Origin of the sequence: Arthrobacter sp. UKPF54-2 (assembly GCF_007858535.1) — a bacterium.
Taxonomy (GTDB): Bacteria; Actinomycetota; Actinomycetes; order Actinomycetales; family Micrococcaceae; genus Arthrobacter.
In genome coordinates, this window is sequence record NZ_CP040174.1 from 1,620,793 (window position 1) to 1,634,996 (window position 14,204).

Annotated in this window: 15 protein-coding genes; 14 read left to right on the forward strand and 1 reads right to left on the reverse strand. The window is 66.2% G+C overall.

The annotated features are described in order from the left end of the window. Positions 1 to 179: 179 nt before the first annotated feature. The 6 genes from E7Y32_RS07345 (at position 180) to E7Y32_RS07370 (ending at position 6,784) form a co-directional block, all read left to right on the forward strand. A complete protein-coding gene (locus E7Y32_RS07345; RefSeq protein ID WP_261382572.1) occupies positions 180 to 908 on the forward strand; it encodes a GntR family transcriptional regulator in 729 nt (242 codons plus the stop codon). A 134-nt stretch (positions 909 to 1,042) separates the two neighbouring features. After that, positions 1,043 to 2,389, forward strand: a complete 1,347-nt coding sequence (locus tag E7Y32_RS07350; protein WP_146336560.1) for an enolase C-terminal domain-like protein — start codon at positions 1,043 to 1,045, stop codon at positions 2,387 to 2,389. Continuing rightward, positions 2,386 to 3,870, forward strand: coding sequence for an aldehyde dehydrogenase (NADP(+)) (locus tag E7Y32_RS07355; protein ID WP_146336561.1), 1,485 nt, complete (start codon positions 2,386 to 2,388; stop codon positions 3,868 to 3,870). The genes E7Y32_RS07350 and E7Y32_RS07355 overlap by 4 nt, the downstream gene beginning before the upstream one ends. Then, the gene (locus E7Y32_RS07360; RefSeq protein ID WP_146336562.1) at positions 3,867 to 5,060 is read left to right on the forward strand and encodes a fumarylacetoacetate hydrolase family protein; all 1,194 of its coding nucleotides are present in this window, start codon (positions 3,867 to 3,869) and stop codon (positions 5,058 to 5,060) included. Before E7Y32_RS07355 ends, E7Y32_RS07360 begins: the two co-directional genes overlap by 4 nt. Before the next feature lie 117 nt (positions 5,061 to 5,177). Further along, a complete protein-coding gene (locus tag E7Y32_RS07365) occupies positions 5,178 to 6,020 on the forward strand; it encodes a fumarylacetoacetate hydrolase family protein (protein WP_146336563.1) in 843 nt (280 codons plus the stop codon). Between the two features lie 14 nt (positions 6,021 to 6,034). After that, complete coding sequence (locus tag E7Y32_RS07370) at positions 6,035 to 6,784, forward strand: SDR family NAD(P)-dependent oxidoreductase (RefSeq protein WP_146338346.1); 750 nt, start codon at positions 6,035 to 6,037, stop codon at positions 6,782 to 6,784. On the opposite strand, the gene E7Y32_RS07375 is transcribed toward E7Y32_RS07370, so the two are convergent. Beyond that, the gene (locus E7Y32_RS07375) at positions 6,781 to 7,515 is read right to left on the reverse strand and encodes a GntR family transcriptional regulator (protein ID WP_138768242.1); all 735 of its coding nucleotides are present in this window, start codon (positions 7,513 to 7,515) and stop codon (positions 6,781 to 6,783) included. The two genes, E7Y32_RS07370 and E7Y32_RS07375, sit on opposite strands and share 4 nt — an antisense overlap. Before the next feature lie 319 nt (positions 7,516 to 7,834). Between E7Y32_RS07375 and E7Y32_RS07380 the strand changes: the two genes are divergently transcribed. The 8 genes from E7Y32_RS07380 (at position 7,835) to E7Y32_RS07415 (ending at position 14,200) form a co-directional block, all read left to right on the forward strand. Next, a complete protein-coding gene (locus E7Y32_RS07380) occupies positions 7,835 to 8,560 on the forward strand; it encodes a transporter substrate-binding domain-containing protein (RefSeq protein ID WP_186372173.1) in 726 nt (241 codons plus the stop codon). Positions 8,561 to 8,645: 85 nt separating this feature from the next. Further along, positions 8,646 to 9,317 carry an amino acid ABC transporter permease gene (locus tag E7Y32_RS07385; RefSeq protein WP_138768244.1) on the forward strand — a complete coding sequence of 224 codons (672 nt, stop codon included), beginning with the start codon at positions 8,646 to 8,648 and terminating at the stop codon, positions 9,315 to 9,317. Further along, entirely contained in the window at positions 9,310 to 9,999 is a 690-nt protein-coding gene (locus E7Y32_RS07390; protein ID WP_146336564.1) for an amino acid ABC transporter permease, read from the forward strand. Before E7Y32_RS07385 ends, E7Y32_RS07390 begins: the two co-directional genes overlap by 8 nt. Positions 10,000 to 10,014: 15 nt before the next feature. After that, positions 10,015 to 10,737: an amino acid ABC transporter ATP-binding protein gene (locus E7Y32_RS07395; RefSeq protein ID WP_138768246.1), complete on the forward strand. Its 723-nt coding sequence runs from the start codon at positions 10,015 to 10,017 to the stop codon at positions 10,735 to 10,737. A 35-nt stretch (positions 10,738 to 10,772) separates the two neighbouring features. Then, a complete protein-coding gene (locus tag E7Y32_RS07400; RefSeq protein ID WP_146336565.1) occupies positions 10,773 to 11,801 on the forward strand; it encodes a zinc-binding dehydrogenase in 1,029 nt (342 codons plus the stop codon). Beyond that, positions 11,798 to 12,562, forward strand: coding sequence for an SDR family oxidoreductase (locus tag E7Y32_RS07405; protein WP_146336566.1), 765 nt, complete (start codon positions 11,798 to 11,800; stop codon positions 12,560 to 12,562). Before E7Y32_RS07400 ends, E7Y32_RS07405 begins: the two co-directional genes overlap by 4 nt. Before the next feature lies 1 nt (position 12,563). Beyond that, entirely contained in the window at positions 12,564 to 13,238 is a 675-nt protein-coding gene (locus E7Y32_RS07410) for a bifunctional 4-hydroxy-2-oxoglutarate aldolase/2-dehydro-3-deoxy-phosphogluconate aldolase (protein ID WP_146336567.1), read from the forward strand. Continuing rightward, positions 13,235 to 14,200, forward strand: a complete 966-nt coding sequence (locus E7Y32_RS07415; protein ID WP_261382573.1) for a sugar kinase — start codon at positions 13,235 to 13,237, stop codon at positions 14,198 to 14,200. Before E7Y32_RS07410 ends, E7Y32_RS07415 begins: the two co-directional genes overlap by 4 nt. Positions 14,201 to 14,204 lie beyond the last annotated feature (4 nt).

A 14,204-nucleotide genomic window follows, 5' to 3' on the forward strand; every position in this document is an offset into this window, starting at 1 on the left:
TGGGCAGCGAGAGGCCAAGCACAAGGCGTCGCCCAATTCATGCCGAAATCTGGCTAATCATATAGAGGGTGCGGTCAACGGACAGACCCGAGCAGGCAACCTTGCGACACATCGGGCAAAGGCCCGTGGCTTATGATTCCCACAGCGACTCAGTTCAACCATCCCAAAGAGGTAACCGCGTGCCCCCTCGTCTTCCGTCCGATACGTCCAAAAGCAAGGCGGCCGTCGGCGATGTCTATGCCTCGATGCGGGCTTCCATCCTCAGGGGCGAAATTGAGCCCGGTGCCAGGATCAACATTGATGCGGTTTCCCGCAGTCTAGGTGTTTCGCAGACCCCGGTCCGGGAGGTTCTGCAGCGGCTGGAGGGCGACAACCTGGTGATTTACAGCCCCGGTCGGGGCTATAGCACCACCCCGTTGCTGGATCTGGCCGAGTTGCGGGCCCTCTTTGAGTTCCGGTTGCTGGTGGAGCCGTGGGCTGCCCGCTCGGCCGCCGTAGATCGCCTCGCCAACCCAGCAGCGGCGCTGGAAAAGGAGCTGTCCGCCTTTCGGGCCACCATGGAAGCCGGTGGCGAACTGCGGCAGGATCTAGTTGCCCATGACACCCGCTTCCACGACACCATCCTCGCCGCCGCGGGAAACCCGGTGGTGCGCCATGCCTTTGCCCAGACCCATTGCCACCTGCACACGTTCCGGCTCTACCCGGCGGACATCGACGGCGCCATCACCGCGGCCGAACACTCCGCCGTGCGGGATGCCATCTCGGCCTGCATGCCTGACGAGGCCGAACAGGCGATGGCTGAACACATTAGGAACTCCTTCCACCGTTTCGCCCAGGCGTTCGAGGGCGGCGACGAGCTCCCGCCGCTGGAAGACAATGGCCCTCCCCGAAGGCGAATCGTCGAGTAGAAGGAAGCCCTGGCCAGCCGGCCGGGGCTTCTTTGTTTCCTGGGCACTTGATCTGGATCACGGTTCCTATATGATTAACTCAATTCATATAGGAATTGCGTCCGCTCGTTGAATTGACCAGAGAGAAGATAACTGTGCCTTCCATCGTTTCCATCCACACCCAGGACGTACGCTTCCCCACGTCCCTCGAGCTTGACGGCTCTGACGCCGTCAACGTCGACCCGGACTATTCGGCCGCCTACGTCGTCATCCGCACCGATGCCGGCGACGAGGGCCACGGCTTCGTCTTCAGCTGCGGTCGCGGCAACGAGATCCTCACCCACGCGATCGACGCCTACGCCAAGCTGCTCCTCGGCCGGGACATCGAGGAACTCATCTACGACCTCGGCGGGGCGTCCAAGCGCCTCGTCCATGATTCCCAGCTGCGCTGGCTGGGTCCGGAAAAGGGCGTCACCCAGATGGCCTGCGGGGCGCTCGTCAGCGCCCTCTGGGACATCCGTGCCCGTCGGGAAAACAAGCCCCTGTGGCTGCTGCTCAGCGAGATGCCCGCAGAGGAGATTGTCGACGTCGTCGACTTCACCCACATCCGCGATGCCCTGAGCCCGCAGCAGGCACTCGACATCCTGCGCGCCGGCGAGGCCGGCAAGGCCGCCCGCATCGCGTCGCTCAAGGTGGATGGTTTCCCGGCGTACACGACGTCGCCCGGCTGGCTCGGCTACAGCGACGAGAAGCTGGTCCGGCTCAGCAAGGAAGCGGCCGCCGACGGGTTCTCCATGATCAAGCTCAAGGTGGGCGGCGACATCAACGACGACCGCCGCCGCATGGCCCTGGCGCGCCAGGCCGTCGGCGACCTGCCCATCGCCATCGACGCCAACCAGCGCTGGGAGGTCTCCGAAGCCATCGAATGGGTCAACCAGCTCGCCGAGTTCAACCCCTACTGGATCGAGGAGCCCACCAGCACCGATGACATCCTGGGCCACGCCGAGATCCGCAAGGGCGTTTCCCCCATCCGCGTCGCCACCGGCGAGGCCGTCGCGAGCCGCATTGTCTTCAAGCAGCTGCTGCAGGCCGGCGCCATCGACGTGCTCCAGCTGGACTCCACCCGCGTGGGCGGCGTGAACGAAAACATCGCCAACCTCCTGCTCGCCGCCCGCTTTGACGTCCCGGTCTGCCCGCACGCTGGCGGTGTGGGACTCTGCGAGCTCGTCCAGCACTTCTCCTTCTTCGACTACGCGGCCGTCAGCGGCAGCCAGGACGGGCGCATGATCGAATACGTGGACCACCTCCACGAGCACTTCGCCGAACCGGTCCGGATAATCAACGGCCGTTACGCGGCCCCGCAGCTGCCGGGCACCGGCGCCGAAATGATCACCGCTTCCCGCTCCCGGTGGGAATTCCCGGGCGGCGCGGGCTGGCTGGAGGTCGGGAACCGGGCCGCCGTGACCGGCGCCTCGCTGACTCCGACCGGCGCGGTCCGATGACGACCACAGCCGCCGAGCTCAACGCGAAAGTTGAGGCGGCCCACACGGCGTTCGAGAAGGGCCGCGCCGCGGACCCCCGGACCCGCGCGGGCTGGCTCGAGGCAGTGGCCGACGGTCTCGAGACCGACGCGGAAGCCCTGGTGGAAATCGCCGGCGAGGAAACGCACCTCGGCGAGGCGCGGCTCCGCGGCGAATTGAAGCGCACGGTCTTCCAGCTCCGCCTCTTCGCCGCCGAAATCCGCGCCGGCGAGCACTTCGACGCCACCATCGACCACGCGGACGCGGAGTGGGGCATGGGCCCGCGGCCGGACCTGCGCCGGCTCAACGTGCCAATCGGCGTCGTCGGCGTGTTCGGGGCATCCAACTTCCCCTTCGCCTTCAGCGTGATCGGCGGAGACAGCGCCTCGGCGCTCGCCGCGGGCTGCGCCGTCGTGCACAAGGCACATGACGGACACCTGAAGCTGGCTCTGCGCACGGCCGAGACGGTGGCCGCGGCCCTCGACGCCGCAGGGGCGCCTTCCGGGCTCTTCTCGCTGGTCACCGGAAGGGCAGCTGCGGAGGCTTTGGTCGACCATCCCTTGGTGAAAGCCATTGGATTCACGGGTTCGACGGCGGGTGGCCGGGCACTCTTCGACCGCGCCAACGCCCGTCCGGAGCCGATCCCGTTCTACGGCGAACTCGGCGGCATCAACGCGGTGTTCGTGACCGAAAAGGCGTGGGCCGCCCGGCGTGACGAGATCCTCGGCGGCTATGCCGGCTCGTTCACGATGGGCATGGGGCAGTTCTGCACCAAGCCGGGCCTGCTCTTTGTGCCCGGCGGCCAGACCGACAAGGTGCGGGAGGTCCTCCGTGCGGCCCTGGCGGACTTTGTGCCGGCACGGCTGCTCAGCAGCCGGCTGCACGAGGGTTTCTCCGAGGCAGTCCGGGCGCTGCAAAGTGGGGACGGAGTCGACGTGCTGGTCGAGGGCGACTTCGCTGCGACCCCGGCTCCGACCCTGCTTCACACGACGTCCGCCGCCGTGCGCCGTGATCCGTCGGTCCTCCGGCAGGAGATGTTCGGACCCGCCAGCGTGCTGGTCGAATACGGCGATGAATCCGAGCTCCCGTCGCTCGCGGAGCTCCTGGAAGGCCAGCTCACCACCACCCTGCAGGCGGAGCCGGACGATGACGTCGCCGAGCTCGCAGCACGGCTGACGGACATCAGCGGCCGGGTGCTCTGGAACGGCTGGCCCACCGGCGTTACCGTCAGCTACGCCCAGCACCACGGCGGGCCCTACCCGGCAACGACGTCGGCCACCACCTCGGTGGGTACGGCCGCCATCCGCAGATTCCTGCGTCCGGTGGCCTACCAGTCCTTCCCCGAGGGGAGGCTGCCCGAACCCCTGAGGGATGCCAACCCGTGGAACGTGCCGCAGTGCATCGACGGTACTTGGCGGCTGCCCGCGGCTGAATCCGCGGTCCAGGGCGAGGGGCAGCGGTGAACGCGCCGCTGGCAGCGCCCTCGGTTCTGCCCGATGATGCGGCGCAGGCCCTGCTGGTCGGCCGGCTCTGGGACCCGGCAACGGGGGGCCCGCGGGTGGTCGCGGTCCAGGAAGGGGTTGTCTTCGACCTGACCGGCCTGGCGGGAACCGTCTCCGAACTGCTGGAGCTTACCGACCTGGCCGCAGCGGTTCGTGCCGCCCTGACGGAGCCGCGGTGGAACACCGCCGACGTTGTCAGCGCATCCCTGGCGCGGGACGCGGACCGTCCGCACTTCCTGGCGCCGGTGGACCTGCAGGTCATCAAGGCCTGCGGCGTGACCTTCGTGGACAGCATGATCGAGCGTGTCATCGAGGAGCGCTGCGGCGGCGACGCCAGCCGCGCCCTCGAGGTGCGCGAGCTCGTGGGCCGCGCACTCGGCGGCAGCATCGCCTCCATCCGCCCTGGTTCGGCGGAAGCGGCCGAGGCCAAGAAGGTACTCATCGCCGAGGGGCTGTGGTCGCAGTACCTGGAGGTCGGCATCGGGCCGGACCCGGAGGTCTTCACCAAGGCTCCGGTCCTCTCCTCGGTGGGGCTGGGCGCCGGAATCGGCATTCCCGCGTTCTCCTCCTGGAACAACCCGGAGCCGGAACTGGTGCTCATCGCCACCTCGAAGGGCGCCGTTGTGGGCGCAACGCTGGGCAACGACGTGAATCTCCGGGACGTGGAAGGACGCAGCGCCCTGCTGCTGGGCAAGGCGAAGGACAACAACGCGTCAAGCGCACTGGGTCCCCTGATCCGCTTGTTCGACGGAAGCTTCACCCTCGAAATGTTGCGCCAGGAGGAAATCCTGCTGCGGGTGGAAGGGGAGGACGGCTACGAGCTGGAGGGCCGCAACTCCGTGGCGCGGATCAGCCGGCCGTTCGAGGAGCTGGTCGCGGCAACGTACGGCAGCCATCACCAGTACCCGGATGGGTTTGCTCTGTTCACGGGGACCCTCTTCGCGCCGACCCAGGATCGGGCGGAGCCCGGACAGGGCTTCACCCACCGGCCGGGCGACCTCGTGACTATCCGCAGCCGTCACCTCGGGGCCCTCATCAACCGGGTCGGGGCGGCGGAAGAGCTGCCGCGATGGTCCTTCGGCCTGCGGGAACTCTTCGGCTACCTGCAGGACCAGCGCACAGCCCGGGAATCCAGCTTCAGCGCCAGCTAAGCCACAAAGCCCGGCCCGCCGGGCTGTCCGCTGGCGGACCGAATCGGGAAGACGACGGCCGGGAGCTTCCCGCCGTCGTCCTTCTGCGTACCGATGAACGACCGAAAGGAACTCTCCATGAAGTTTGCCCAGATTGGCGCCCCCGGCGCCGAACAGCCTGTTCTCGTCCACGAGGGGAGGCACTACGCGCTCAGTAGCCTCACCGCCGCGATCGACGGAAACTTCCTGTCCCAGGGCGGTCCTGCGGCCGCCGCCGCCGCGCTGACCGCGGGCACCCTCGCGGAAATTAATGCCACGGGCGTGCGCTACGGCGCTCCGATCGCGCGGCCGTCGGCGGTTATCTGCGTAGGCTTGAACTACGCCGCACACGCCGCCGAATCCGGCGCGGAGCCGCCCACCCACCCGGTCATTTTCCTCAAGACCCCCAACACCGTCGGCGGCCCGGATGACGCCGTGGGCATCCCCCGCGGATCGACCAGGACCGACTGGGAAGTTGAGCTCGGAGTGGTCATCGGGAGCCGCGTCTCCTACCTGGAGTCCCCCGAAGCCGCCCGGGACCACATTGCGGGCTTCGTCGTGGTCGATGATCTCTCCGAGCGTGATTTCCAGCTGAACGTTTCCGGCGGCCAGTGGTCCAAGGGCAAGAGCTCACCGGGGTTCTGCCCCACCGGGCCGTACCTGGTCACCCCGGACGAGGTCGGTACCGGCGAGCTGCGCCTCCGCAGCTGGGTCAATGGCGAACTCCGCCAGGACTCCTCCACGGCTGACATGATCTTCGACGTCGAGACCATCGTCTGGAACCTCAGCCAGTACATGGTCCTCGAACCCGGCGATCTGATCTGCACCGGCACGCCGGAGGGGGTCGCGTTGTCCGGGCGCTTCCCGTACTTGAAGGCCGGCGATGTGGTGGAAATCGAGATCCAGGGCCTGGGGCGCCAACGCCATGAGTTCGTAGCATGAACGGGGACCACGGCATGGAGTTTGCCGGTATCCGGGTCATCGTCACCGGCGGAGCCTCCGGAATCGGTGCCGCCACAACGGCCCATCTGCTCGGCAGGGGGGCCAAGGTGGCGGTGCTGGACCTGAATCCGGAGGCCGTGGCCGCGCCCGCGCTCGCGATCCGGTGCGACGTCGCCGACGACGCCTCCGTCCGCGGCGCCGTCGAGCAGGCAGCCCGGGAGCTCGGAGGAATCGACGTCGTCGTCAACAACGCCGGGATAGGGGCGCAAGGCACCGTCGCGGACAACGACGACACCGAATGGCACCACGTCTTCGACGTCAACGTGCTCGGCGCAGTCCGCGTGAGCCGGGCCGCGCTGCCCTACCTCCGCCAGTCGGCAGCCGCCGCCATCGTCAACACCTCATCCATCGCGGCCACCGCCGGGCTGCCGGGGCGGGCGCTCTACGCGGCCAGCAAGGGCGCTGTCCGTGCCCTGACGATGAGCATGGCGGCGGACCACATCCGTGAGGGCATCAGGGTCAACTGCGTCAATCCGGGCACCGCGGACACGCCATGGGTCAGCCGCCTGCTGGGCCAGGCTGACGATCCCGTGGCGGAACGCGCCGCGCTGGAGGCCCGCCAGCCGCACGGCAGGCTGGTCGCCCCGGAAGAGATCGCCGCCGCCATTGCCTATCTTGCGAGCCCGCTCGCCGGTTCGACCACGGGGACCGAACTGGCCGTCGACGGCGGCATGCAGGCGTTGCGCCTGCGTCCCGCCGGCTAGGAGGCGGCCGGCCGGTCCGGGGCCATCCGCACCAGGGTGGCTTCGGCGAGGGGCGCCGGCTCCTCGTCGAACGCCCGCGCGAAGCGGTAGAAGGAGCTGCGGATGTGCTCGCTCATGGCGTTCTCGGCCGCCCCCGGGTCCCGGTCCGCAATGGCCGCGTGGATGCCCTGGTGCTCCACCAGGGTGATCCGGCCGTCCCAGTCGGCGGGGTAGAGGCGGAACATGTGGAGGTGGCAGTGGGTCTGGACATAGGCCTGCTGGACCACGTGGTTTCCTGCCGCTGCCAGGATCAGGTCATGGAAGCGCGCATCATGGGCCACCAGGTCCTGGCGCAGGTTGGCCGTGTCATCAACGTGGCGTTCAAGTGCCGCGAGCTCGGACCGGAGGGCGCCCGAGGGGTTTGACAGCCGCTCCACTGCCGCCGAGCGCGCCGCCCACGGTTCCACCAGGAGCCGGAACTCAAACAGGGAACGGAGCTCTGCCAAGCTCAACAGCGGCGTGGTGCTGTAGCCCCGGCTTGGGTAGTACCTCAGCAGGTTGTCGCCCTCGAGCCGCTGCAGCGCCTCCCGGACCGGCGTGTGGGAGACTCCCAGCCGCCGGGACACGGCGTCGATGTTGATGCGCGTGCCAGGCGTGATCTCGCCGTCCAGGATCGACTGGCGCAGCGCCGCGTAGACCCCGCCGGCTGCGACCTTGGTCATCGATGTGTCGCCTGCGGTTGGTGCCGTCATTTCTTCCTCTCGGTGCCCGAGGAGGCGCCCGCGGCGCCCCCTCGGCAGTAGTGCGACAGACCTAAGTTCACAAAGCTTGACCTGGATCACATTGCATATATGATACAACATATTCCTATACGATCCTCGACCACACAGCGGCCGGGGACACCCGGGACGCCGTCAGCGCCCGCATCCGATACGCAGTAACGATCACAGGAGAGTTCCCATGTTCAGAGCAACACCGAAGTTGCTTCTTGTTCCGGCAGTCGCTTTGGCCCTGACGTTGGGGGGCTGCTCCTCGGGCGGCGCCGCGAACGCAGGCGCTTCGGCAGGAGCCGTGGCGGACAGCCATCTCACGAAGATTCTGAAGTCGAAGACGATCAAGATCGCCGTCAGCGCCGACTCCCCGGGTTACGGAGTCATGAATGCGAACGGAGACCGCGAGGGCTTCGATATTGACGTCGCCAACGCGCTGGGTGCCTCGCTGGGCGCGAAAATTGAATTCGTCACCGCCACGAACGAAAGCCGCATCCCGCTGCTGCAGACCGATAAGGCGGATGCCGTCATCGCCACCTTCACCGCTTCCGATGCGCGTGCCCAGGTGGTCGAGATGTCTGACCCGTACGCGGCCAGCTCCACGGTCTTTATGGTGCCGGCCGGAAGTAAGATCGCCAGCTACGCCGATCTGGACGGCAAATCGGTCGCTACCTCACGGGGCAGTGTTGGCGAACAGATCCTCAAGGCCAGCTTCCCCAACGCCAAAGTGACCGGGTTCAACACCACGGCTGACTCAATCCAGGCGCTGAAGAGCGGCAAGGTGGACGCCCTGATCGAAAACAACGCCATCGTCGGCGGGCTCGTGAAGAAGGAACCCACCGCGTTCCAGGTCGTCAAGGGCGACCCGATCAAGCCGGCCCTGTTCTCGATCGGCGTGAAGCCGGGCGACCAGACGTGGCTGAACTACCTCAACAACTTCATCCGGAACTACAACATCTCCGGACAAAACGAGGCGTCGCTGCAGAAGTGGTTCGGGCTGAGCCTGCCGCCCTTCCTCGCCCACTAACAGATAGTCGAACGCGCCTCCAGCGTGGGTGGGGGAGAGCAAGCCACCCACCCACGCTGCCGTTCACGGACAGGACCCTTTGCACATGGCTTTATATTTTGGAGACCTTCTCCCGTACAGCTCGCTTCTTCTGGAGGGGCTCTGGACAGCTTTGTACATCACCCTCGTGGCCATGCTGGCGGGCAGCGTGCTCGGTGTACTCGTGTACCTGGGGAAGGCCGGACCCGGAAAAGCAATCAGCATCCTCTGCACCTGCTACATCGAGGCCATCCGCAACACGCCTCTGCTCGTTCAGCTGTACTTGATCTACTTTGCCCTTCCCGCTCTGGGCATCAACCTCGAGCCCGTCTGGGCGGCCGTTATCGGCCTGACCCTGAACAACGCCGCCTACACGGCCGAGATCTACCGTGCAGGGTTCGAGTCCGTGCCCCGCGGACTGCGTGAGGCCGGAAAGGCGCTGGGCATGAAACCCGCCCAGATCGTTCGCTACATTGTGCTGTTGCCGGCCACCCGCAACGTCTTCCCCGCATTGACCAACCAGCTCATTCTGCTGTTCCTGGCTTCGTCGATTGGATCCATCATCTCGCTCCCAGAATTGACCAACGCGATCATGAGCGTCAGCAACACCACGTACCGGACCATTGAGGTACTGGCCGTCGGCGGGCTCCTCTACCTCGGAGTGTCAGCACTGATGTCCCTTGTCTCAAAGCGGGCCGAAACGACCCTGTTCCGTTGGGCGGTGGGGACGCATGTTTAGGCCCTTCGATTGGCAGGACCTCGTGCCCCTGGCCGAGGGTGCCTGGCTGACTATCCAGCTCTGTGCAGTTTCCGGAGTGCTTGGTGTGATTTTCGGCCTGATCCTAGGCATCGCCCGGACCTCTCCGAGCAGGATTGCGCGGTGGATCAGCACCATCTACATCAGCTGCGTCCGCGGGATTCCCGTCCTGGTCATCATCTTCTTCGTCTTCTTCGGAATCCCACTGCTGTTTCCGGGCTTGGAGCCGGATAAGTTCTCCTCGGCTGTCATAGCCCTGACCTGCTTCGCAGCCGCCTACGTGGCCGAAATCGTACGCGGCAGCATCGAGGCCGTGGAGAAAGGCCAAAGCGAAGCGGCCGACGCACTGGGCCTCGACTACTGGCGCAAGCTCCGGTATGTCATCCTGCCGCAGGCGGTCAGGATCATGGTCCCGCCCGGAATCGGCTTCCTCATAGGGCTCGTCAAGGACTCGTCCTTGGTCACCGTCACCGGCCTGCTCGAACTCACCCACGCGGGCAATGTCGTCACCAACCTGACCGGTGATCCCATCAAGACATTTCTGGTTGTCGCCGGCATGTATTTCGTCATCTGCTACGGCATCTCCCTGCTGGGGCGGCTGTACGAGAAAAAGACCGGGATCCACGTGGACCCTCTCAAACTCCCAGAGCCCGCGGGCATCTAGAACGGAACATGAAAAGTGATTGTTGTTGAGAACCTGAACAAGAAGTTCGGACAAAACCATGTGCTGAAAGGGGTGGATTGCCACATCCGGGAGCGTGAGGTCGTGTGCGTCATTGGCCCTTCCGGTTCCGGCAAAAGCACCTTCCTGCGGTGCATGAACGGCCTGGAATCGATCACCTCCGGGAGCATCGTTATCAATAAGCACCGGCTGGATGACGCGAAAACCAACATCAACCTGGTTCGGCAGGAGGCCGGGATGGTCTTCCAGCATTTCAACCTCTTCCCGCATTTGAAAGTCATCGACAACGTCATGCTGGCACCGCTCAAGGTCGGCAAGGTTTCAAAGGAAGAGGCCCGGGCCAAGGCGGAAATGCTCCTGGCCAAGGTTGGTCTCGCCGCAAAGACGGAAACTTACCCCGGGAGCCTGTCCGGCGGCCAGATGCAGAGGGTGGCCATTGCCCGGGCCCTGGCCATGGATCCGAAAATCATGCTCTTCGACGAACCGACGTCCGCCCTCGACCCTGAGATCGTCGGCGAAGTGCTGACCGTCATGAAGGACCTGGCAAACGAGGGCATGACCATGGTGGTCGTCACCCACGAAATGGGATTCGCCAGGGAAGTGGCGGACCGCGTGATCTTCATGGACCAGGGGCTGATCGTCGAGGAAGGCACCCCCGAACAGATCTTTTCCACTCCGCAGCACGCGCGAACTCAAGGGTTCCTTAGCAAGGTCCTTTAGCCCGCTAGCCCTCAACCATTGCAAGGAGTATTTCCATGACCGCCGCCACGTATATCGGATCCCGAACCTTCAGCACCACTCCAACCGCCCAGACCCCGCCGCGAGCCGGGGAAGTGCAGATTGCGGTGTCCTACACCGGGCTTTGCGGCACCGATCTGCACATCTTCCACGGCGACATGGACGCCCGCGTCAGTATGCCGGCGATTATTGGCCACGAGATGTCCGGTGTCATTGCCGGCCTGGGTGAAGGCGTGACCGGGTGGACTTTCGGCCAAGCTGTGACCGTGATGCCCACCCTGTCCTGCGGTTCCTGCGCCGCCTGCACCCGCGGACACGGGCACATTTGTCACAAGCTGGACTTCATCGGCATCGACTCGGACGGCTCGATGCAGAGCTCCTGGAACGTGCCGGCCGACGTTGTGGTCGCCCTGCCCGAAGGCCTGGCGCTCGACGAGGCCGCGCTGATTGAACCCACGGCGGTGGCCGTCCACGACGTGCGCCGCGCACGGCTCGTCGCCGGTGAATTCGTCGTCGTCATTGGCGGAGGCCCGGTTGGCCAGCTGATCGCATCCGTCGCGCTGCGGCGGGGAGCCCGGGTGGTCCTGGTCGAATTGGACCCCGCCCGGCGGGCACTCGCGAAGGAATCCGGCATCAACGCCATCGACCCGCGCGAACAGAACCTGCTCGACCTCGTCCTGCAGGAAACGGACGGAGCCGGTGCAGATGTGGCCTTTGAAGTCTCCGGCGCGGCGGCCGGGGTGAACTCCGCCGTCGATGTCCTCACCACGAGGGGGCGGCTCGTCATGGTGGCGATTCATCCCAAGCCCAAGGAGATCGACCTGCACCGATTCTTCTGGCGCGAGCTGGAAATGTTCGGTGCCCGGCTGTACCAGCGCGAGGACTTCGAGGAGGCAGTGAGGCTCGTGGCTTCCGGCGCGATCCCTGCCCGGCGGCTGATCTCGCGGATCGTCAGCCTTCACGACGTCGAGGAGGGGTTCTTGGCCCTCGAGTCCGGCGGTGCCATGAAGGTCCTCGTCGACTGCCGTCCCGTGGCCACGTCATGAGTGGCGGCCTTTTCGACCTCACCGGGCAAACCGCCGTCGTCACCGGTGCTCGGCGGGGCATTGGACTTGCCATGGCCGTGGCCTTGGCCGAGGCAGGCGCGGACATTATCGGAGTGTCCGCGAATCTTGAACCCGTCGGCAGCGCGGTCGAGCAGCGCATCACGGAGCTGGGGCGACGCTTCACCGGCATCCGCGCGGATTTCGGCGACCGCGAAGCCGTGCGCGGCCTGACCGACGAGCTGGCCGGTGTCGGCCCGATCGACATCTTGGTGAACAACGGCGGCACGATCGCCCGAAAGCCCGCGGCCGAGCACCCGGATGACATGTGGGACCAGGTCATCGAAGTGAACCTCTCCAGCCAGTTCATGCTGAGCCGGGAAATCGGGAAAACCATGCTCAAGCGGGGGAGCGGGAAGATCATCTTCACGGCCTCACTGCTTAGTTTTCAGGGCGGCATCAACGTGCCGGGGTATACCGCGTCCAAGGCCGGCATCGCCGGTCTCACCAAGGCGCTCGCCAACGAGTGGGCGCCTAGGGGCGTGAACGTCAACGCCGTGGCACCGGGCTACATTGCCACCGACAACACCCAGGCGCTGCAGGATGATCCCGTCCGGGAAAAGGGCATCCTGGACCGGATTCCCGCTGGCAGGTGGGGACGCCCCGACGACCTCGCAGGCGCAACGGTGTTCCTTGCCTCAAGGGCCTCGGACTACGTCAACGGGGTCATTCTTCCCGTCGACGGCGGATGGCTGGGCCGCTGAGATGTCCTCACTGCAGCTCCCGACGGTCGCCAGCCGGCCCGCGCCGTCGCAGATCCTGCGCGACACCCGCGTGATCGCGGTCCTGCGGGCCACCCACGCCGCCGCCTACGCTCCCGTCATTGAAGCCCTCCTTAAGGGCGGTGTTGTCAGTGTCGAACTGACTCTGAGCACCCCCGGAGCGTTCGAGGAACTTCCGCGGCTGCAAGAACGATTTGGCGCCGACGCCGAATTCGGGGTGGGGACCATAACCACGGTTGCCGAGGCACTGGAGGCGATCGCGGCGGGGGGCAAGTACCTCGTCACCCCGCTGACAGATCCGGCAGTCATCGCGGCCGCCGTCGACCATGGTGTGGCTGTCTACCCGGGTGGCCTGACGCCTTCGGAGTTGTTCGGCGGCTGGTCGGCGGGGGCCACCGCCGTCAAGGTCTTCCCGGCATCGGTGGTCGGTCCGGGCTACGTTTCCATGCTCCGCGGACCGTTTCCCGGCATCGAATTGGTTCCGTCGGGCGGGGTGGGAATCACCGACGCCGCGGACTGGATTCGAGCCGGGGCACTTGCCGTCAGCCTGGGCGGACCCTTGATTGGCGACGCCTTCCAAGGTGGAGATTTGAAACAGCTCACCGAACGCGCCGTGCGGCTGCGCGGCCTTGTCGACGAGGCGGGGGCGGGGCAGTGAGCTCGTCCATTCCGCCGGCCCCCTATCTTGTAACCCTGGGGGAGACGATGGCGCTCCTCACGGCGGAGCAGCCGGGGCCGCTGGCCCATGTGTCGACCATGGGCCTTGGCATAGGTGGGTCCGAATCGAACGTGGCCATCGGGGTGCAGCGGCTCGGGGGAAATGCCGTGTGGTGCGGACGGGTGGGCGCCGACTCGCTGGGGCAACTCGTCCAGCGCGAGATCCGGGCAGAGGGGGTTACGGTGCGGGTCACGGAGGATCCGGACGCGCCGACCGGCCTCATGCTGAAGGAGCGTCGCACGCAATCAACGCAGAAGGTCAGCTACTACCGGGCAGGCAGCGCGGGCTCACGCCTCTCACCCGCTGACCTTGATCCGCTGCTGATCGCGGGCGCGTCGGTTCTGCATGTCAGTGGCATTACCCCTGCACTGTCCGGTTCCGCTGCGGCAGCCATCCGGCAGGCCATGGAGTTGGCGAGGGAACACAGCGTGAGCGTCTCGTTCGACCTCAACTACCGGGCCAACCTCTGGTCTGCCGCAGCCGCCGGAAAGTCCTACCGGGCACTGGTTCCGCTGGTCGACGTCGTCTTCGCCGGGGATGAGGAAGCAGCCCTGGCGGTCGGAAGTGCGGACAACCCGGCTGAACTGGCGCAGCGTATGGCAAACCTGGGCCCGGCCCAAGCCGTCATCAAGCTCGGCAGCGACGGCGCGGTGGCCTGGATCGACGGGAAAATCTTCCGCCAGGAGGCAGTGCCGGTCCAGCCGGTGGATACTGTTGGCGCCGGCGACGCCTTCGTCGCCGGCTACCTGACGGAACTCATGGCCGCCAGCGCACCGGCGCAGCGGCTTGAGTTGGCCGCGAAAACCGGAGCCTTTGCCTGCCTTGCCTACGGCGATTGGGAAGGGCTCCCGCGACGGGAGGAACTCGGCCTCCTGCAACAGCGCGAAGCTGTGACGCGCTGAAGGT

Coding starts and splice junctions, on each gene's coding strand:
- E7Y32_RS07355 (WP_146336561.1), top strand. CDS start 2,386: ATGACGACCACAGCCGCCGAGCTCAACGCGAAAGTTGAGGCGGCCCAC.
- E7Y32_RS07365 (WP_146336563.1), top strand. CDS start 5,178: ATGAAGTTTGCCCAGATTGGCGCCCCCGGCGCCGAACAGCCTGTTCTC.
- E7Y32_RS07370 (WP_146338346.1), top strand. CDS start 6,035: ATGGAGTTTGCCGGTATCCGGGTCATCGTCACCGGCGGAGCCTCCGGA.
- E7Y32_RS07375 (WP_138768242.1), bottom strand. CDS start 7,515: ATGACGGCACCAACCGCAGGCGACACATCGATGACCAAGGTCGCAGCC.
- E7Y32_RS07385 (WP_138768244.1), top strand. CDS start 8,646: ATGGCTTTATATTTTGGAGACCTTCTCCCGTACAGCTCGCTTCTTCTG.
- E7Y32_RS07390 (WP_146336564.1), top strand. CDS start 9,310: ATGTTTAGGCCCTTCGATTGGCAGGACCTCGTGCCCCTGGCCGAGGGT.
- E7Y32_RS07400 (WP_146336565.1), top strand. CDS start 10,773: ATGACCGCCGCCACGTATATCGGATCCCGAACCTTCAGCACCACTCCA.
- E7Y32_RS07405 (WP_146336566.1), top strand. CDS start 11,798: ATGAGTGGCGGCCTTTTCGACCTCACCGGGCAAACCGCCGTCGTCACC.
- E7Y32_RS07410 (WP_146336567.1), top strand. CDS start 12,564: ATGTCCTCACTGCAGCTCCCGACGGTCGCCAGCCGGCCCGCGCCGTCG.